This is a genomic window from Pantoea vagans (genome assembly GCF_004792415.1).
Classification (GTDB): domain Bacteria; phylum Pseudomonadota; class Gammaproteobacteria; order Enterobacterales; family Enterobacteriaceae; genus Pantoea; species Pantoea vagans.
Genome location: NZ_CP038853.1, coordinates 12,222 through 32,051 on the forward strand (window position 1 = coordinate 12,222; position 19,830 = coordinate 32,051).

Annotated in this window: 20 protein-coding genes; 3 read left to right on the forward strand and 17 right to left on the reverse strand. The window is 55.2% G+C overall.

Going from position 1 to position 19,830, the window contains the following annotated elements:
* Positions 1-32 precede the first annotated feature (32 nt).
* The 4 genes from EGO56_RS00060 to EGO56_RS00075 are packed head-to-tail and all read right to left on the reverse strand — an operon-like array spanning position 33 to position 4,292.
* Positions 33-833: a 2OG-Fe(II)-dependent halogenase WelO5 family protein gene (locus EGO56_RS00060; RefSeq protein WP_135907362.1), complete on the reverse strand. Its 801-nt coding sequence runs from the start codon at positions 831-833 to the stop codon at positions 33-35.
* A gap of 5 nt (positions 834-838) precedes the next feature.
* Complete coding sequence (locus EGO56_RS00065) at positions 839-1,546, reverse strand: class II glutamine amidotransferase (RefSeq protein WP_135907363.1); 708 nt, start codon at positions 1,544-1,546, stop codon at positions 839-841.
* On the reverse strand, positions 1,534-2,808 hold the full coding sequence (locus tag EGO56_RS00070) for an ATP-grasp domain-containing protein (protein WP_135907364.1): 1,275 nt from the start codon (positions 2,806-2,808) through the stop codon (positions 1,534-1,536). The genes EGO56_RS00065 and EGO56_RS00070 overlap by 13 nt, the downstream gene beginning before the upstream one ends.
* A gap of 17 nt (positions 2,809-2,825) precedes the next feature.
* A complete protein-coding gene (locus EGO56_RS00075) occupies positions 2,826-4,292 on the reverse strand; it encodes a hypothetical protein (RefSeq protein WP_135907365.1) in 1,467 nt (488 codons plus the stop codon).
* 168 nt (positions 4,293-4,460) lie between these two features.
* Here EGO56_RS00075 and EGO56_RS00080 point away from each other — a divergent pair, with 168 nt between their 5' ends.
* Positions 4,461-5,921 carry an aminotransferase-like domain-containing protein gene (locus EGO56_RS00080; RefSeq protein WP_013359591.1) on the forward strand — a complete coding sequence of 487 codons (1,461 nt, stop codon included), beginning with the start codon at positions 4,461-4,463 and terminating at the stop codon, positions 5,919-5,921.
* Here the strand turns inward: EGO56_RS00080 and EGO56_RS00085 are convergent.
* From EGO56_RS00085 to EGO56_RS00140, 12 genes are all read right to left on the reverse strand, one after another.
* Entirely contained in the window at positions 5,918-7,168 is a 1,251-nt protein-coding gene (locus EGO56_RS00085; protein WP_013359590.1) for a valine--pyruvate transaminase, read from the reverse strand. The genes EGO56_RS00080 and EGO56_RS00085 overlap by 4 nt on opposite strands.
* 81 nt (positions 7,169-7,249) lie before the next feature.
* Positions 7,250-8,224, reverse strand: a complete 975-nt coding sequence (gene ghrB / locus EGO56_RS00090) for a glyoxylate/hydroxypyruvate reductase GhrB (protein WP_135907366.1) — start codon at positions 8,222-8,224, stop codon at positions 7,250-7,252.
* Positions 8,225-8,357: 133 nt separating this feature from the next.
* Positions 8,358-9,638 (reverse strand): MFS transporter, encoded by a 1,281-nt coding sequence (locus EGO56_RS00095; RefSeq protein ID WP_135907367.1) that lies wholly within the window; start codon positions 9,636-9,638, stop codon positions 8,358-8,360.
* Between the two features lie 32 nt (positions 9,639-9,670).
* A complete protein-coding gene (locus EGO56_RS00100) occupies positions 9,671-10,636 on the reverse strand; it encodes a sugar kinase (protein ID WP_135907368.1) in 966 nt (321 codons plus the stop codon).
* A gap of 9 nt (positions 10,637-10,645) precedes the next feature.
* A complete protein-coding gene (locus tag EGO56_RS00105; protein ID WP_135907369.1) occupies positions 10,646-11,395 on the reverse strand; it encodes a sugar phosphate isomerase/epimerase family protein in 750 nt (249 codons plus the stop codon).
* A gap of 753 nt (positions 11,396-12,148) precedes the next feature.
* Positions 12,149-12,592 carry a hypothetical protein gene (locus EGO56_RS00110; protein ID WP_135907370.1) on the reverse strand — a complete coding sequence of 148 codons (444 nt, stop codon included), beginning with the start codon at positions 12,590-12,592 and terminating at the stop codon, positions 12,149-12,151.
* The gene (locus EGO56_RS00115) at positions 12,589-12,957 is read right to left on the reverse strand and encodes a tlde1 domain-containing protein (protein WP_135907371.1); all 369 of its coding nucleotides are present in this window, start codon (positions 12,955-12,957) and stop codon (positions 12,589-12,591) included. Before EGO56_RS00115 ends, EGO56_RS00110 begins: the two co-directional genes overlap by 4 nt.
* A gap of 47 nt (positions 12,958-13,004) precedes the next feature.
* Positions 13,005-13,484 carry an Hcp family type VI secretion system effector gene (locus EGO56_RS00120; RefSeq protein WP_135907372.1) on the reverse strand — a complete coding sequence of 160 codons (480 nt, stop codon included), beginning with the start codon at positions 13,482-13,484 and terminating at the stop codon, positions 13,005-13,007.
* Between the two features lie 305 nt (positions 13,485-13,789).
* Complete coding sequence (locus EGO56_RS00125; protein WP_135907373.1) at positions 13,790-14,815, reverse strand: LacI family DNA-binding transcriptional regulator; 1,026 nt, start codon at positions 14,813-14,815, stop codon at positions 13,790-13,792.
* A gap of 65 nt (positions 14,816-14,880) precedes the next feature.
* Positions 14,881-15,864, reverse strand: coding sequence for a LacI family DNA-binding transcriptional regulator (locus tag EGO56_RS00130; RefSeq protein WP_135907374.1), 984 nt, complete (start codon positions 15,862-15,864; stop codon positions 14,881-14,883).
* 134 nt (positions 15,865-15,998) lie between these two features.
* Complete coding sequence (locus tag EGO56_RS00135; RefSeq protein ID WP_135907375.1) at positions 15,999-16,661, reverse strand: OmpA family lipoprotein; 663 nt, start codon at positions 16,659-16,661, stop codon at positions 15,999-16,001.
* Between the two features lie 110 nt (positions 16,662-16,771).
* On the reverse strand, positions 16,772-17,338 hold the full coding sequence (locus EGO56_RS00140; protein WP_135907376.1) for a DNA-3-methyladenine glycosylase I: 567 nt from the start codon (positions 17,336-17,338) through the stop codon (positions 16,772-16,774).
* Positions 17,339-17,550: 212 nt separating this feature from the next.
* On the opposite strand from EGO56_RS00140, the gene EGO56_RS00145 reads away from it, so the two are divergent.
* Both EGO56_RS00145 and EGO56_RS00150 read left to right on the forward strand, forming a co-directional pair.
* A complete protein-coding gene (locus tag EGO56_RS00145) occupies positions 17,551-18,174 on the forward strand; it encodes an autotransporter (RefSeq protein WP_238348984.1) in 624 nt (207 codons plus the stop codon).
* Positions 18,175-18,248: 74 nt separating this feature from the next.
* Complete coding sequence (locus tag EGO56_RS00150) at positions 18,249-18,929, forward strand: hypothetical protein (protein WP_135907378.1); 681 nt, start codon at positions 18,249-18,251, stop codon at positions 18,927-18,929.
* A gap of 146 nt (positions 18,930-19,075) precedes the next feature.
* On the opposite strand, the gene EGO56_RS00155 is transcribed toward EGO56_RS00150, so the two are convergent.
* Complete coding sequence (locus EGO56_RS00155; protein WP_135907379.1) at positions 19,076-19,735, reverse strand: DUF2931 family protein; 660 nt, start codon at positions 19,733-19,735, stop codon at positions 19,076-19,078.
* Positions 19,736-19,830: the final 95 nt, after the last annotated feature.

Sequence of the window (19,830 nt, forward strand, 5' to 3'; positions counted from 1 at the left end):
CTCTTCTGGCAAAAATTCCTGCACAACCCGGCTTAGCTCCAGGCGATAGCGTGTTTCATCTTTTTATCGGTCAGCCCGAAAAAGAACCCCATGGTGATGCGGGTATCACCTTCAACCCGGTCGATCTCGTGATAAAAAGCAGGATTAAACAGATAGATATCACCACTGCGTGGTGAAAATTCGCAGATCTCGCTGTTTTCAATCACGCCACTGCGATAGCCCAGCTCACCGGCGGTTTTGAACTGCTCATCCTCCGGCATCCACTTTTTGTTGTAGATACGTAGCGCGCCACCCGCGTTGCACTCCTGCAGGCAGACCACGCAGCTGAGCTGATGCAGGATTTGCGTCACCACCAGTGAGGTCTTTGCGGCGTCGCGCACGATATTGTCGTTATGCAGCGGGTTCGCGACGCCATCGGCGTGAAAGCGCACGATAAAACCGGCGTAGTCGCCACGACCCGGTTCATGGGCGATGTTTAAACTTTCCAGCCGCAGCGCATGCTGCACCCAGCCGTAAATCAGTTCACGCAGCTGGTTCAGCGAGGGCGGCAACGCCGGCTGGATATCACGCAGCTCGGTAAAATAGTTATCGGGTGCCGCCGTATGGCGCGCCAGATAGGGACCAAGCGTGGTCAGCGCGCCATTGGGGTAGTGAGAGACACGGATCTTTTCCCGGCAACGCTGCAGGTCAGCCACTACCGCCTGCCGCACCTCTGGCGTCAGGAAATTACGCAGCACCAGCAGCGGCACCCGTGCAGTGACGATGTCATCCAGCCAGGTCGATTCCACAAACATGTTGGGATTAATCACGCGGAACTGATTGAAAATAGCCATGTTTATCACTCCCTAAACGGTATTTCATAGAGTTCATGATTGTTCATTCGCCGCCAGCTGCCGGCGCTGCCTGGTATTGTTACGGGTTCAGAGGCGATCAGCGTGCAACCGTCCTGTTGCCGAAAATGCATCGTAAAGTAGTCAGGGAAAGGCGTATCGTGCGGATGCCACTGCCATGCCCAGGCTTTGTCACGGGTAACAAAAATGGCATTGCCTGCGCTGCCGCCGGGTTCTATCTGCGCCATCTTTGCGCGCAGATAGTCGCGGGTGAAATCGGCGGGTGTGGTCTGATCCACCAGGTAGCGCAGATACTCTTCGGAATCGAAGCGGGATTCCGCCAGGCCAAGCTGGCGGTAAATTGTTGGCAGAAAGCCGTTATGCATCATGTACCACTGATGTCCGGCGCTGTTGCGCCACAGCGGATGCGAAAATTCGATCCCCTGATTTTTACTCAGCGTGGCGTGGCGCACATGCACCGCCAGAAAGCGGCTGCGCAGGCGATCCACATCAATGCCCGGCAGGGCGTCGGCGAACGGGCCGGTGCCGTGCAGGGTCCGAATCTCGCCCTCTTCCAGCCACAGGCAGCCCCAGCCGTTAGGATGCGATTTAATCGGGCCATCGTGTTCAGCGCCTTCACCGCAGCTCATGGCACGCGCCGCCTCTAAAATCTGTGCGCTGTCGAACTGACCATGCGCCAGAATCATCCTGCACATACTTTGTCTCTCCCGGCTGTAACGGATTGCGCGGCAATCACCTGCTGAAACGTGGTCATAATGGGTTCGCGCGTAGTGGCCGTCAGGCTGAACGTTGCCAGAATGCCCGCGTGTCGGGTCAGATCGGCATAGAGCGAAGATCGGGGTGAAACCTGTAATGCCGGCAATCTGAGTGGTGGCAAGAGCGCACCCTGCTGATGCTGATCGATCCAGCGTTCAGCCGCCTGAAGCTGCGCCGGTTGCCGTAACCGCAGCTGGCCGACCGCACCGGGTGGGGTGAAGGTAAAGGCAGGCAGTGCGCCGCCCGCTTCCAGCCGGAAGGTGACTTCCGCCCAGTTGATGCCCGTCGTCGCCTGCACCAGCGTCGCCACGCCCATGCCGGAGAGCCGGAATCCCATCTCCAGGAAATGCGGCACGCCATTCACCACGATGAAATCGATGTGAAACGCGCCCTGACGATAGCCAAAGGTTTCGCAGCAGAAGGTCATCAGACTGCTGAACGACGCTGGCAGGGCTGCTGCTGCCATCGCCACATGCCCCGACTCATAAAAGCTGACGCAGCCTTCGCTATCCCGGTGCTGCTCAATGACCTTCTGGCAACAGGTCAGCGCCAGGGGATGCCCCTGATGCACTACGCCCTGCAACGAAAACTCCTCGCCGATCAGCGCACTTTCCACAATAAAGCCGCTGAAGCCGCGCCCGCCGTAGTTCATGGTCTGTACCAGCTGTGTTACTACGCTGTGCAGCTGATCGGCGCGCTCAATCAGCCAGATGCCCAGCCCACCGCCGCCATCCACCGGCTTCACGACACAGGGATAGATCAGCGCCTGTTCCGCATCCAGAATGCTGAGCGGCGAGGCGAAAAAGCGGAACTCCGGCTGCGGAAAGCGCGGCCAGGCTTTTTTCAGCGCCATACGCTGCGCATATTTATCCAGCGGAATAAAGGCGGCGGGCGCGTCAGGCCCGGCCAGCATCTCGCGCAGCCGTCCGGCGCTGGCGTTGTAGGCTTCAAAACCCGCCAGCACCACCAGCGGATGCGCCAGTAAACCGGCGTGAAGATAGGCCTGCATGACCTCCCACGGATTCTCAGGACGGTCGAGGCGGATGATCAGATCAAACGGCAGCGCCAGGCTTAACGACTGGTAATCGACAAAATCGCCCATTTCCGCCAGCACGGTGAAATAGCCATCGCGCTTTGCCACCTCGCAGTAGGGGTTCTGGCCATCGCGGGTTGCGCCAATTTGCAGGAAAATCTTTTTCATCGCCTTGCCTTACCGGGTTAACGCCCGGAAATGATTTCTGTCACGATGTCGTTGAGCACACCGTTATTGACCTGAATCACCGCTTTATGGGGATCAAAACGCAGGACGCGCGACAGCGGATCGCGGCTTTTGCCCTCCAGCAGCGAACTGACCGGCTGACTCTGCCAGCAGTGCTGCATCTGCGTCAGCGTCAGGCCAGAGAGTTGTGTTAGCTGCTGTGCCAGCGCGAGATCCTCACTGCGCTGCTCAAGCAGGTCGCGAATGGCTGTTTCATCCAGCGCAATCTGCTGCTGTGACAGCCACTGTCCGAGCTGTTCTCCCTGTGTCAGAAAGGGTGAGTAGATCATGCAGATCAACTGGTCGTCGTTAAGGTCAAACGCCTGCAGGGCGAAGTCCGCCGCGCGCTGCCGCTGCTGGTAGATGGCGTCGTCATCCTGATAACGTGCCGCCATCTCATCAATCAGCTGTGGCGGAAAATCTTTCTTCACCATCAGCCCCAGCGCAAAGCGCACATATTCGCGGATCCCTTCGGCATAGTTACGCTGCAGCAGCGTTTCAGCCCGCAGTCCCCGCAGGTGCGCCATCAGTGTCGGATTACCGCAGTCGGACTCAGAAAAGCTGAACATCAGCTCATCAAAACGGAAACGCATAAATTCGCTGAGCAGCGCCCAGTGCGCGCCCGCTTCATAGGCGGTGTCCTGATAGATGTTGAAAAACAGCGGATCGCGCGCCAGCTGGTGGGTAATGCGGTGTGCGGGTGTCAGTTGATCGGCACCGTAAACGTCAGAGAAGTAGCGCTCAGCCACGCCGTCCAGCGTCTGGAGAAAGCCGCTGAAGCCCCGGCCTTTGTCCGCTACCGGCGCATCAAACAGCCGTGAAAGGTGCCGCGCCCAGGCAACATAGGCGGCCTGCTCCTGCGGCGAGTCGCCGGTAACAATCAGATCCACGCCGCCGTTGTAGTCTGCCGCCAGGCCAAAGGAGTTCACCATGCTGAGATTACAGGCATTGCAGAAGGTCGAGCGCCCATCGGCGCGAAAGCGGTGGCCATTCATCAGCACATCATGGCGGTTCTGCTGCCGTACGCTCTCCGGCATTGGCAGGTCGCGGGCAAACGGCCGGATCAGCAGGCCATCCACCACCAGACATTCCGCCCGTTCATCGTCATGCATCGCCAGCGCCTGATACACGCGATGGATATTCTCCATCACGCTCTGATTCATTGCCGCATGGCGGTTGGTGCTGACCCGAAGAGAGAAAGTGCTGCCCTGCTGCTGCCAGATCAGGCCCTGAATGTATCGCACATACGCCACCATGTAGCTGCTGTCTTTTCCGCCGCCATAGGCGAGCAGCACACGGTTGTTCTCCAGCTGCAGCTTATCCGGTAATACCGCCAGCAGGCGGGCGGAGCAGCGCTGAGCCGACTCCATGATCGCGGGCGACAGATACGCTTCAATCTCCTTCATCATGGCGGGCAGATTATTCATTTCTCGCATTTCCCTCAGGTGAACAGAATCGCTTTATGGCCTGAAGCCCGGTGGCTGGCGGGGTCGCCGTGCCGTTCAGCATCATGAATAATTAAGAGATGCAGCCTAAAGTACTTTGAATGTACTCTGTTGAATATGCACAGATCAGCGCGATATGGGGTGGAACAGATGGCCGATGTTATCGGGGAACAGGAGAGTCAGAGCAGTCGTTACCGCCAGATAGCAGAACAGATCAAGCAGGCCATTCATGCCGGTTCGCTGGCTCCCGACAGCCGTCTGCCGTCGGTACGCACGCTGGCGACGCAGTACAATGTCAGCCTCACCACCGCCCTGAAAACATTGCGCACGCTGGAAGATGAGCGCTACGCCGTCGCCCGGCCTAAATCGGGCTTTTTTGTCGCCCCGCAGCGGCCCTCTTCACGTCAGCTGCCCGCCATCAGCGAACAGCCACACGCCATCGCACCGCTGGATGAACAGACCGAACTGCATCTGGCGATGCTTGGCTCAGACTGCCGGGTGCGCCTCGATCTGGCTAACGGCGACAGCGCGCTCTATCCGGTCAAACGCATCGGCCTGCTGATGCGTCAGATGGGCTACAGCAAACCGGCCCTGCTCGGCAATACGGTCAAGGGCACCGGCTATGCGCCGCTGAAAACCGAGATTGCCCGTCGCGCGGTCGATTATGGCTGCAATATCAGCGCCGACGATATTCTGATCACCAACGGCTGCATCGAGGCGATCTCACTGTCGCTGCGCGCCACCACCCAGCCGGGCGATGTGGTCGCCGTAGAGTCACCCTGCTATTTCGTGCTGCTGCAGATGCTGCATAACCTGAACCTGCGGGTGATTGAAGTGGAAGCCGGGCCGGAAGGGTATGTGAATGTGGCAAAGCTCACCGGGCTGTTTCAGCGTAAAGCGGTGCGGGTCTTTCTCACCCTGTGCAACGTCAATAATCCGCTGGGCAAGAGTATTCCCAACGAGCATAAAGCCTATATCGCGCGGCAGGCGGATGAGAATGATGTAGTGATCATTGAGGATGATATTTTTGGCGATACCGCCTTTGGTGAGCGTCGCCCCTTCCCGATGCGTGCCTTCAGCCCCAACGCCATTCTCTGCAGCGGCTTCTCTAAAACTGTGGCACCGGGCATTCGTATTGGCTGGGTGCACAGCGTTAACTACATGCGCAAAATCGCCTCGCTGAAATATACCTCCACCATGGGCACCTCCGTGCTGTCACAGGCGGCGGTGGCGGAGCTGCTGCGCAGCGGCGGCTATGATGCGCACCTGCGCAAACTGCGGCGCGAGCTGGCGCGGCAAATCCGTGAAATGCGGCAGTCGGTATTGCGGGAATTTCCGGCGGGAACCCGGGTGTCCGATCCGGAAGGAGGCTATGTGCTGTGGGTGGAAATGCCACGGGGGGCACTGAACGTGCGCGAGCTGTTTCTGAAAGCGCGCAATGCGGGCATCGGGATTGCGCCGGGCCACATTTTTGCTACCGATCAGCGCTACGATCACTGTTTCCGGCTGAATGCCGGTTTCGGCTGGAATGCGGAAGTGGAACAGGCGATTCAGCAGCTGGCACAGTGGTGCCAGCTGTCGTTAACCGATTCACAGGAACAGCAGGATTAACTGTCGCGCCAGGCGATCTCAACCTCTTCCGCCAGAATCTGCACCGCCCGCTCGATGTTCTCTGCATCCGGCACGTAGTTCATCCGCATACATTGATGGGTATGCGGCCACGCCTGTTCCAGTCCCGGGAAGAAGAAGTGGCCCGGCACCATCAGTACACCGCGCGCTTTAAGCCGCTGATAAAGCAGTTCGGTGGTGATCGGCAGATCGCGGAACCAGAGCCAGAGGAAAATCGCCCCTTCCGGCTTGTGGATCAGGCAGCGATCTTCCGGCAGATAGCGCCGCAGGATCGCGATGGTCTGCTGCACCTTCTGCTGATAGAACGGCTTAATCACCTCTTCGGAGAGCCGCAGCAGATCGCCGCGACGGATCATCTCATTGGCGATGGCCGGACCGATACTGCCTGGCGCCAGGCTGATAATCCCGTTCATATTGCTCAGCGCAGTAATGGTCTTCTCATCCGCGATAATAATGCCGCAACGCGCACCCGGCAGGCCGAGCTTCGACAGGCTCATGCAGAGAATGATGTTGGGATTCCACAGCGGGCGCACCTCGCTGAAGATGATGCCGGGGAACGGCACGCCATAGGCATTGTCGATCAGCAGCGGTACGTCATGCTGCTGTGCCAGCGCATCGAGCTGCATCAGCTCATCATCGGTGATCACATTGCCGGTGGGGTTGGTCGGGCGCGATACGCAGATTAACCCGACATCATCGTTCATCGGCAGATGCTCGAAATCGACATGATATTTAAACTGGCCTTCCGGCAGCAGCTCAATGTTCGGCTTCGCCGAGACAAACAGATCGTCTTCCAGACCGGCATCCGCATAGCCAAGATACTCAGGCGCCAGCGGGAACAGCACCCGCTTTTTGCTGCCATCGGCCCGGCGACCGGCGTACAGGTTAAACAGATAGAAGAAGGCGCTCTGGCTGCCGTTGGTCAGCGCGATGTTCTCTGCGGTAATCGGCCAGCCAAGCTGTTCACTCAGCAGTCCGGCCAGCGATTCGAGCAGCGTCGCTTTGCCACGCGGACCGTCATAATTGCACAGTGCCTCGCTGAGTTTGCCCTCCTCATGCATCTGCTGCAGCAGCTGCTGAAAATAGTCGTTCATGGCCGGAATTTGCGCCGGATTGCCGCCACCCAGCATGATGGTGCCGGGCGTACGCAGGCCTGCGCCCATATCTTCCATCAGACGTGAGATGCCGGAATGTTGGGTAAATTTGTCGCCGAACTGAGAAAAGGACATAGCGGTTAAATATTTGTAATAGCGAATCGGGGGTCCACCATAACGCCCGCCATCGGCGGGCGCAATGGGAAGGCGTGGGGATTACTTCAGCGCCTGCGGGTTCACGCAATTTTTCTCAACGTTTCCGCCGAGCGCGGCGATGAGATTCTCTACGGCATCCTGCATCATGCCATAGCGGGTTTCATGCGTGGCGGAACCGATGTGCGGCAGCGTCACAACATTAGGCAGCGACAGCAGCGGAGAGTCAGCTGAGACCGGCTCCTGCTCAAACACATCCAGCCCGGCAGCGTGCAGTTTGCCCGCCTGCAACGCGGCGATCAGCGCCTGCTCATCCACCACCGGCCCGCGACCGGCGTTGATCAGCACCGCATCCGGCTTCATCAGTTCCAGTTCGGCAGCACCGATCAGATGGTGCGTCTCTTCCGTCAGCGGCAGGCTGATGCAGACGAAATCACTCTGCTTCAGCAGCGCCTCCAGTTCACAGCGCTGCGCGCCAAAGCGCGACTGCGCCTCTTCATGTTCGCGGCGGGCGTTGTAGAGGATTTTCATGCCGAAGCCAAAGTGGGCGCGCTGCGCCAGCGCCATCCCGATGCGTCCCATGCCGAGGATACCCAGCGTTTTATGGTGCACGTCGATGCCGAACTGCGCCGGACCAATGCTCTTCTGCCAGTTGCCCGCTTTCACCCAGGCATCCAGTTCCGGCACCCGGCGCGCCGTGCTCAGCACCAGCGCCATCATGGTGTCCGCCACGGTTTCGGTCAGCACGGTCGGAGTGTGCATCAGCACCACGTGACGCTGATTCAGTGCATCAACATCGAAATTGTCATAGCCCACAGAGACGCTGGAGCAGACGCGCAGATTGGGCATTTTCGCCAGCAGCTCGCCATTCACTTTACCGCCCGATCCCAGCAGCCCTTCTGCCTGCTGAAACACCGCAGCATGCTGCTGCTGGCTTTCCGGCGACAGATCGCTGATTTCCGTCACGTCACACTGTTCAGCCAGGCGTGCATAGAGATCGTCAGGCAGTTTTTTATAAAGAATTACAGCGGGTTTCATTCGGTGGCTCCCGTTCAATAAGTAGCGGGCGGCTTGCAGGCCGCCCGGAGAAACAGAGATTAACGATTACGCTTTTAATGTGCTGACTCAGCCTTAGGCGCTTATGAATCAGCACTCTCTAGCGTTTACGCTTTCAGGCCGGTTTCGCGCCCTGCAGCGGCGGGGCTTTATTCTGCGCCGGTTTCACAATCAGCGTCAGCCACACCGAAACCAGCAGGGCCGACCCCATAAAGATGTAAGACGCCGACGGGCTGCCGGTAGCACCATTAAGATAGCCGACAATCCATGAACCGATGAACGACCCCAGCGCACCCATGCTGTTGATCAGCGCCATCGCGCCACCGGCGACATTACGGGGCAGCATCTCAGGAATAATGGCGAAGAACGGTCCGTAAGGGGCATACATCGCGGCTCCGGCAATCACTAACAGGGTGTAGGACACCCAGAAATTGTTCGATCCCACCAGATACGAGCCGAGAAACGCCAGCGCACCAATCAGCAGCAGCGGCCAGACGAACAGCTTACGATTCTGGGTTTTGTCCGACGCCCAGGAGACCACCACCATCGCAATGGTCGCTGCCAGATAAGGGACGGCAGAGAGCCAGCCCGCTTCTACCATGCCCATCTGGGTGCCGTTGCGCAGAATCGACGGCAGCCACAGCACAAAGCCATACACGCCGATGCTCCAGGCAAAGTACTGCAGGCAGAGAAGGATGACGTTGCGGTTACGGAACGCTTCGCCGTAGTTACGCACTGCTTTGATGTTTTCCTGCTCTTTCTGCAGTTCAGCCTGTAATGCCGCTTTCTCGGCATCACTCATCCAGCGCGCCTGTGCCGGTTTATCCTGCACAAGGAACCACCAGGCAATCGCCCAGACCACCGCCGGAATCCCTTCGAAGATAAACATCTCACGCCAGCCAAAGGATTCAATCAGATAGCCTGACACCACAGACATCCACAGCACCGTGACCGGATTACCCAGAATCAGGAAGGTGTTGGCGCGCGAACGTTCCGATTTAGTGAACCAGTTGCTGATGTAGATCAGCATCGCGGGCATCACGGCGGCTTCCACGACGCCCAGAACAAAGCGAATCGCGGCCAGCATCGGAATGTTGCTGACCACGCCGGTCAGCGAGGCACAGCCGCCCCACAGGATCAGACAGACGAAAATCAGTTTCTTGACGCTGCGGCGTTCGGCGTAAATCGCACCCGGGATCTGAAAGAAGAAGTAACCCAGGAAGAACAGCGCACCCAGCAGCGAAGACATGCCTTTGGTGATGCCGAGATCGTCGTTAATCCCGGCAGCAGAAGCGAAGCTAAAATTTGCACGATCGAGATACGCCAGGCTGTAGGTGATAAACACGATGGGCATGATGAACCACCAGCGTTTTGGCGCGATTGTCTGCTTTTTCATCGGGAACTCCTGTGACTGTAGAGGGGCGCGAACTACACGTCGCCCAGTTGCTGACGCGTCGGCAGACCTTCGCTGTCACCAATGACCTGAATCGCCATCGAACCAATCTTGTTGCCGCGCCGAATCGCCTGCGGCAGCGACTGACCTTCCAGCAGCGCGCTGATGACGCCAACGGCAAAGCCGTCACCGGCACCCACGGTATCCACCACGTTATCGACCTTAATCGCCTCAACCTGGCCCTGTTCGCCCTGCGCGGTTTTATACCAGGCGCCGTCACAACCGGTTTTAATCACGACGGCTTTCACACCCCTGTCGAGATAGAAATCCGCGATCGCTTCCGGCTGGCGATAACCGGTCAGAATCAGCCCCTCTTTTTCGCCCGGCAGTACCCAGTCGGCATACTCCGCCAGCAGATTGAGCTGCTTACGCATCTCCTCTTCGCTGCGCCACAGCACCGGCCGCAGGTTCGGGTCAAACGAGATAGTTTTGCCACGTGCACGCATCTCTTTAGCGGTGTGCTTCAGCAGTTCTAATGAGCTTTCTGACAGCGCCGCCGCCACACCGCTGAGGTGCAGATGGCGCGCCGAGCCGAAATAGTCCGCGTCAAAATCATCGACCGAGAGATGGCTGGCCGCCGAGCCTTTACGGAAATATTCCACCAGCGGATCGGAACCGTCATCCACTTTGGACTTGAGCTGAAAACCGGTGGGATAGCACTTATCGACTGTCACCCGGGCGTGGTCGATCCCCTCGTTCTCCAGCTGCTGGCAGATAAACCGGCCAAAAGCGTCATCGCCGACACGGCTGACCCAGCCCACTTTCAGGCCAAGACGTGCCAGGCCGGTCGCTACATTGAGTTCCGCGCCCGCGGCACGTTTAACAAAGGTCTCTGCTGCGGCCAGGTCGCCGGTTTCACGGGCGATGAACATCGCCATCGCTTCACCGATGGTGACAACATCAAGCGGGCCGTTGTGATGCATAGTGTGATGCGTTGTCATCTTCACTCCTTACACGTTACGCAACAGCGACACATAGTGGCGTGTCACCGCAGTCAGATCGTCGCCTTCCAGCGGAAATTCAATACCGCGCGGCGCACGCGCAGGCAGCTGTTGCAGCAGCGTGCGCCAGTGGTCATCAGCCTCATCCAGCGCAATCGCCCGGAAGCTATCCTGATGCGGTATGGCGGCTTTGACATGCACATAGCCCACCTGCGCGGCCAGCTGCTCTGCTGCCTGATCGGCGTCTTCGCCGGTCCAGCACCAGTTACCCATATCAAAGGTCATGCTGATCGGCAGATCGGCTTCGCGCACCGCCGTGAAAAACGCGACGGACGGTGCCAGTCGGCCATGTTCGGTCTGGTCGTTTTCCACGGTCAGCTGGAATGGCAGATCTGCCAGCAGCGCCTGCAATGTTTCGCGAGGCAGCGCACCGGTAAAGTCTCCCAGCGCCACTTTCAGCCGCTGCGCGTTTAGCTGTCGTGCCTCTTCAACGTAGTGGGTTATGCGTGGATTGATTTCGCCGCCGTCACAAAACAGCGTATCCGGCACGGAATAGCTGGCATGCAGCTGATGCTCCGCTATCGCCCTGGCCAGCGCTGGCAGATCGGCCAGCGCCGCATCATCAAGCAGTTCACGGCGGATTTCGACCCCGTCAGCGCCCGCTTGCTGGATTACTGGCAGCAACGCAGCCTGACCGCCGAGTGCGGCGATCTGCGCGTGGCCATAAGCGGCGGTCACCACGATAATGTCAGGTTTCATGTTCTACTCCATGGCAGAGGTCTGCCCATAACGAATAGAAAAACCCTAAATGGAACCGGTTCCAAAGCAAAGCAGCAAACTGTGAAATTATGATCGTGCTCACGAAGCGAGCATGTAAACAGGCTCTGAAACACAAAAGGGCGGGATTATACGCTAAGTGCATTTTTCAGGAGGTTTGATGAGTGCAGGCGAAGGTTTTGGTTAATTTTAATATCGAAGTCAGTACCCATGAGAGTCTCGTCCTTAAAAAGTCGCACACCGAATTTTATAGTTGGCTCAAGGATGAAAAAAGGAATAACACCCGATGAAATTTATTTAAATTCCTTACTTTTTTTGCGGCGTTATGAGTCGCCTCAACGCAATCCAGCCAGAATATAGAAAAAGAGTTATCTGCCGTTAATTTTTTCAATTGGCTTCAATAGTTTGTGGCAGGGGAAATTTCGCAACAAATAATATATGAACAGGCATTAAGGGATCACAATTCCGTAGCCATATTTCACTAGGTGATGGGAAATGAATAGGCCACGCCAGAAGGAAAGACTTTTGCAGTTCGCGGTCTTTGGGAAAAGAAAGCGTCAGAAAAAATAATAATTAAAAAGAGTATAGAGATATGAGTGTGACTGTCTTAACTGGAGACACACTCAGAAAGAAACCATCAGGAAACTTCATGGCCAACATAATCTTACATGGATGCAGATAAGAGACATTTAACCCAACTCCCTGGTAAGGATTTTTCTCACCATGAATTAAAAATTAAAACTCTCTCTTAATAATTAAGTATCCATTGAATCTTACAATACACTCGCTGTCACTAATAAATGCTGACGTTAATAAGATATTATGCATATTGTTTTTATTCTCATAAGTATATCTGATAATCATATTCTTTGCATTATCCGACATAAATGCTTTTGCATATTCATCAGCAGTTGTTGGATCATCTCCCCCTTCACCGCTCAGTTTCTTCTCCTGTAAACCATACGTTTTTGCTAAGGCGAGCGTCACAGGCGACTGACTCATTATCTCAGCCTTTGTTTTGCTTATGATGATCTCAGATTTATCAATATTTAAATCTTCTTTCATCGTAAGCAGCATGGTTTTTCCCACATCACCTTCAGCTCCTATACATTTAGCGATGCTAATCTTCGCAAAACTGTTAACGCTGAAGACTGAAAGTAGCAGTAGTAAATATCTCATTGAACAATAACCTCCCAATCACCGGACTCATATATTTTATGCCTGAATCCAGGAGCAAGAACAATGCATCCGTTTGAGGCTTCGCCTGGTTTCTCCCGGCTATCACCATGGATCAGGAAACCGCTTCGCCCAAACATCGTGTTGCCAGGATATGGGGTTAACCTTAGGGTGTATGGACCGGAATGGGGATGCAGAAAAGGCTTACCTGTTATTTTGTATTTACCCCTTGGTAAAGGCCCTTTATTTTTGAGGCTTTCATACTGAGGATCGTTTTTATAACCGACTGCACCTGCATACATAGCAGCAAATTTATATTCACCATTATGTGTGAAGGTTCTTTTTCTTACGTCATAAACCCATGTCATTTTTTCGCATCCATGTCTGAATGGCGCAATACACGCCATGAGTCTCACTAACTACGCTCTCTCCACGAGTCGGAGTGTTGAATATTACCATCACAATATTTCCAGGTTATCTTTTCATACCGGACGGTAACAGACTCCAGATGATTCATATTTTCAATTGCTTTAATGTTATGCATTACAGGCGATATGGATACAACCTTCACGCCTTCTAAAAACATGTTAAAATACTCTTCTTCCTGACCTGCGTGGTTAATACGATACCATTTAATCTCTGCACTTTTTAATGTCTGTCCAGAAGATACTGCTTTGTAGATATAAGGGCTGGACGAATCAAACTCTTTTTCGAACTCAAGAGCACTGTGAATACGGGTTCCCGTTAACTTCCCGGTGTGGCTATCAGTAGGAATACTCAGACCATGCATAAAGCTCAGTATCTCAATACTTCCTTCTCTGTTGCTTACATCAACGGATCCCTTGATAGCCGCGCCACCATCATCTTTTAACCATAAATATGCTGGAATAGCCATTAGTAATATTATCCTTAATAATACGTTAGTATGCCAAATCAGCATAAGCCCAGCCATCTGGTTAAGTAAACATAAGTTAAATTATTAAAAGTCTATTTGTGATCTGATTACGCCTCTGGTCGATACTTACCATCATATTTAACAGTTATTACTCTACGTTCTTACCAGAAGCTAACTTTATTTTCGCATATACTCATACGGGACAATATGTGCTGAGAATGCAGCCTTATGTTGTCCCATATTTCCAGCACAGATTATTTTCTTAAGCAGTCTGAGTAATAATATCCGGAAACAAAATATAAAACTCAGCCCAGAGGCTGGCTGGAGCCACGAACGATCAGTTCACCCGAGAAGACCTGCTCGGCAACCGGCAATTCGCTGCCCTCGATGCGCGCAATCAATCGCTCCAGCGCGCTGTAGCCAATCTGCCAGGTCGGCTGTTTCAGCGTAGTGATGCCGACACCCGCCAGCGCCGCCCACTCCAGTTCGTCGAAACCAAGCAGGCCGATATCACGGCCCCAGTGCAGGTTAAGTCGTTGCAGCGATCGCGCCACCTGCAGGGTCAGTGCTCCGTTGGCCACCATCACCGCGCAGCGTTTACCGGTGTGACGCTGCTGGAAGGCCAGAAGCGCCTGGTCCAGTGCGGCGGGCTGGTGCAGCGGCACTTCCGCATTTTCATGCTCAACCTGCGGATGCGCCGCCAGCAACTGGCGGAAAGCCTGCAGACGCTCGCGTCGCGTATTCACGCTGCCCAATGGCTCGCTGAGAAACAGCAGCGCGTCATAGCCATTGTCGACCAGATGGCGTGTGGCCGTCTCGGCCGCTTCGGCATTGTTCAGGCCCACTACATCGCAGGGAAAGTCGGGGATTTTGCGGTCGATCAGCACCATCGGCAGCAGGGATTGTTGCAGATGGCTGAGCACCTCTTCACGCATGCCGACCGCGTTAACCACGATGCCCTCAACCTGATAACTGCTCAGCAGTTGCAGATAGTGCTGCTCCAGATCCACTTCGTTGTTGGTGTTACACATCAGCAGCGTGAAACCCTGCTCCCGGCAGGCAGCTTCAATGCCGCTCATCACATCGACGGAATAGGGATTAGTAATGTCGGCGATAATCAGCCCAATCAGGCGGGTACGTCCGCGCTTCAGGCCGCGCGCCATCTGACTCGGACGGTAGCTGAGATCCGCAATGGCCTGTTCAATCCGCGCTTTTAAGTCGGCAGAGAGCAGATGCAGCTCGCCATTAAGATAGCGTGAAACGCTGGTTTTACCGGTTCGTGCCGCGTGAGCAACATCGCTGATGGTGGCGCGAGGCGGCCTGATTTTCATGAGATATCCTGCGAAATAAGAAACCCGGCAGAGACTAGCACAAGCGAAGCCCGGCGCAAAAAGTGCTAAGCCGGTAATTGCAGCCAGGGTTGCCACAGGGTCTGTAACGTTTCCGGCGGTTCACCGTTGATCAGCCTGATAACCATGTCAGCCACCTGTTCGCCAGCCTGATGCGGCGTTGCCTGGCGAATCGCAGCCATAGGATGATCGATAATCGCATCACGCGGTAATCCTTCCCAGCCTGCGAGCAGAATGGCGTTTTCGCCCGCTGCCCGACCGGCCTGCTGCAGCGCCAGGGCTGCGCCCTCAGCCAGCGCAGCGCAGTCGGTGATAATCACTTCCGGCGCGGGTTCCTCTGCCAGCCACTCACGCGTCTGGTGATAGCCGGCACGGCGCGACGGTGCGACCGCCGCCATCGCATAAGGCGCAACGTCACCCAGCGCCGTCAGATAACCCTGACGCCGGTCACGTACCCGCGTGCTGTTTTCATTGCTGCCGAGCCAGGCTATCCGCTGCCGCCCCTGCGCCAGCGACCAGCCCACCGCCAGTTGTGAACCGGCAAGGTGATCAACATCAAACCAGGCGTAGGCGGCTGGCAGATCGCTGCGGCCCAGCGCCAGAAAACGAAAACTGGTCTGCATCAGCGCATTCAGTCGGCTGTCTTCTGGCGTGGTATGGCCGACGATCAGAGCATCGACGGCCCCACTGCGCAGCAGGCGCGTCAGGGTTGAATGGCTCTGCTGCTGTTTATCCGCCAGCAATAGCAGGTTAATTTCATGACGGGCAAGATGATGATCCAGCGCCAGCAGCATGTCGCTGAAGTCGCTACCACATAGAGGGGATGCACTGATTGGGCAGACAAATCCCACCGCGTTTGCACGGCCGGTTTTCAGCCGTCGGGCCGCCGCATTAGGCCGGTAGCCGCGCCGCTGCGCTTCCTCTTCGATGCGTTTACGCGTCTCCTGAGCGACATCCTGATAACCATTAAGGGCGCGGCTGACAGTCGTAACGGAAAGACCTAAAACTGCAGCGATGGCTTTAAGAGACATGGGGCAAGTCCACTGATCAATTTTTGATCAGACTACCATAAGGCCTCTGCTGGCTCTATCCGCAGAAACATTACTGGTGCTTTTAACGTGATGCTTTACAGAAAAGGTACGCCCCCGTTCAGGGGCGACCGCGATTATCCCAGCGGGGTGAGCGTAATTTCAACGCGACGGTTTTGTGCTTTGCCTGCTTCGGTGCTGTTGGTGGCAACCGGGTTATCCGGGCCTGCACCCTGTGTGCGCAGGCGATCGCTGGCAACACCCTGCACGATCAACGCACTGGCAACACTTTCAGCACGCTGCTGTGACAGACGCATATTCAGCGCACGGCTGCCGGTACTGTCGGTGTAACCCACGACGTTTACCGCGGTTTTCGGATACTCTTTCAGCACCATTGAAACACCGGTCAGGGTGTTGGCGCCGGCAGGTTTCAGATTGCTGCTGCTGGAGTCGAAGGTGACATTGTTTGGCATATTCAGGACGATGTTATCGCCGTTGCGGGTTACGCTGACGCCGGTCCCGCGCATCTTGTCACGCAGTTTCGCTTCCTGCACGTCCATGTAGTAACCCACGCCACCACCCAGCGCCGCGCCGCCTGCGGCCCCAATCAGCGCACCTTTACGACGATCTTTCTTCGATGAAGAGAGCACGCCGACACCGGCACCGACTAATGCGCCAAGGCCCGCACCCACGCCTGACTTACCCGCCTGAGATTCGCCGGTGTAAGGATTGGTGGTACAACCTGGCAGGGCCAGACTGCCGCTTAATAACAAGGTGATGGCGATTAATTTCTTCTGCATTTTTGTTCCCTTACATTCGACACACAGGGGAAAACCGTTCCCATAAGTGGCACGATTATGCCGTCTGGTGACCGGGAATGTAGTGCGGAAAAATCCTGATTTACCGGGAATCACGCCTTTTGATTGTCAGGATGGCAAAAACAGTTGCTCTGATGATCGTTTATCAGCCCACAGGCCTGCATAAAGGAGTAGCAAATTGTAGGGCCGATGAATTTGAAACCACGCAGCTTCAGCGCCTTCGACAGCGCAATAGCCTGCTCTGACGTGGTGGGTGCCTGGCTGTAATCAGGATAATGGTGCACAATTTGCACGTTATCGACAAACTGCCAGACGAAGTCGCTGAAATCCTCGCCTTTCGCTTCCATCTCAAGAAAAGCGCGGGCGTTAGCGATAATGGCGGCGATTTTGCCAGGGTGGCGGATAATGCCGCTGTTGAGCATAAGATCGTCAATGTCGGCAGCGTCCATCTGCGCAATAGCCTGAGGATCAAAGTGGTGAAACGCCGCCCGATAGTTTTCACGTTTTTTCAGCACGGTGATCCAGGATAATCCCGCCTGCTGTCCTTCCAGACAGAGCATCTCAAACAGTGCACGCGTCTCTCTTTGCGCCACACCCCATTCCCTGTCGTGATACGCCAGATAGAGCGGATCCTGCGTTACCCAGCCACATCGTTGCATCGTTTTTTTCCTTTATAACGAGAATATTTTAGCGGTCCGCTTGATCTTAGAATTAATCGGTTGATAGTTAAACGATCACCGGTTAAATAACAGAGACGGGCCGAAAAATTCATTAAGACGCCATAACTTCAGCCTTGCCCGGAGAAGCGATGTTGCCGAGAAGCGGTTGGAAAGGTCTGCGGACCTGCTGTGCTGTAGGGCTGTTAATGTTCATGCAACCGACTTTTGCCCGCGGTGGTATCTCTGCGCCTCAGCATCCTGACTTTCTGCCCGACTACGACACAATTCTGGCGGAGAAGATCGCCCTGACGCCACTTGCGTTCAGCGATGAGAGCCGCGCCCTGTTTGAAGCTGCAATTAATTCTCCCACTGCTTCCCCCATCGCCCTGCACAGTGAAACCGGTGGCGTAGGCACCACGCCGCTGGGTAAACGCTATCGGGCGGGCGTTGACATGCCCATTGCGCCGTCATTGACCACCGGACCCGTGGCGCAGTATGCGGTCGATCCCCAGCAGATGAACTGCCTGCAATGCGACTACAGCGATCAGCAGAGCCGTGAACAAAGCGCCAGCGTCGGATGGCGCATTGATTCGCAGCAGGGATGGATATCGCCCTGGGCGCAGCTGAGTTACCACTATCTGATGGCGGATACGCCGCAGAGTCCACGGCGCGAGGCAACGAATGGCTCGGATCAGTCCGACGGCATCGATTTAAGCATCGGCGCACAAATGCCACTGAACGATAATCTGGCGGCTTTCGCGTCATTTTCACAAAGCGAAGCGCTGAATAACGACGAGCAGCAACTTTATAGCTTTGGCTTCAGCGCCAGCTTCTAGCGGGGCATGAAAAGAGAAAGGGAATCGGGCGTTTAAAATATAATGAGTCCGCTAATCATTATACTGGTAACAAAATGCGCAACGATTTGACAATTATTGGCCGTGAAATCGCGGTCTTCCTGATGGCCGCCCTGGTTCTCGCCCTGACTATCGTCCCCGTCTACATTGATGTGGCCTGGATGAACGACGCACTGCACGAAACCTCTTTTACTGAAACCACCCAGGAAATCATGCTGGCGACGATCGCCGCGCTGTTTTTCATTGCGGCCCGCCGCCGTCCCGCCCAGCGTGGAGCGCTGACCTTAGTGGCAGGGTTTTACAGCTGCATGCTGATCCGCGAGCTCGACTTCGTGTTTGATGTCATTCAGCACGGCAGCTGGGTCTGGTTTGCCCTGGCGGTCACAGCGGGTTCGCTGGCCGTTGCACTGCGCACGCCAAAGAAAACCGTGCATGCGCTGGCGAACCTTGTTCAGCACCGTAGCTGGCCGGTGATGGCTTCCGGCTTTTTAGTGGTGCTGGTTTTTTCCCGTCTGTTTGGTGTTCATGCGCTCTGGCAGCATCTGATGCTGGGCGATTACAACCGCGTGGTGAAAAACATGGCCGAAGAGGGCACTGAGCTTCTGGGATACAGCCTCTGCTGGCTCGCCTCGGTGCGCTATTTATGGCAGACCCGCCCGGCCGCCGCTGCCGTCAGCGTGCGCGCTACTGAATCTGCATCGGCCCGCCACGCCTCTTCTCCGGTCACGTCGCACTGACTGCGCACTCTGGCTTTTTAAGCGGTTAGTTTGGAGAAAGGAGGCGTTAGCAATTCCTGGCTTTAACCTGTCTTGTATTGAGGCTTTTTAATAGGTGGGTATGCTCTAAAAGATATAGGAAGATCCTTTAGAGCTTAAAATTCTGGCTACCAGATTCCGTAAGGGTATTTTTTTCCTTTGATAAAATCTTTTATGTCCTGGTCATATCCATAATTAAAGTCACTTTTCGTTATTCCTTTACAGATATCCAGGTTATCTCCTGAGACAGTTTTCAGAATTGACGGTGTAATACGATAATTAGGCTCAGATCGAATCCCCTGCAACCAGACAGCTACCTTTCCCTCCGGAGCCAGACCTATCTGTACTCTATCGTAATATGCTGTTCTCCCCCAATAGTCTTTCTGCCCGGCCGGCCTGAGCATTTTCTCCAGATCGGCTTTAGGAATAGTCAGAGTGGTCTGATACACTTTTTTATCGATAATAGAGTCCCAGCAGAAAATAATATGCCTTGGCGGGCGCTCAACATGATTCCAGTAGCCACCAGAAGCACGATCTTTGTCATTCCACTGCCCGATAACGCCAGGCAGAACAGATGTACGGTTCAGAGTGTTAAACTCATAAACTTTATCATCGGCGTCCTGTACTACTGCGTACGTCACCAATGCGGGTAATGCTTCAGGCGTGAAAAAATCAAACGTCCATTCTGTTGGTTCACCATTCCGAGGAACATCAGTTGTATGTGATTCTCCCTGACAGCCAGTCAATACCAGAATGGTAAGAAGCCCTGCCATACGTTTTATTTCCATATTTTATTCCCGTCCATATCGTAAACCGTTTGCTGCCAGCGTTCGTCTGGCCGGTTGGTGAATGTCATCAGCTTAGCCGGTCTGACCGCACTGCT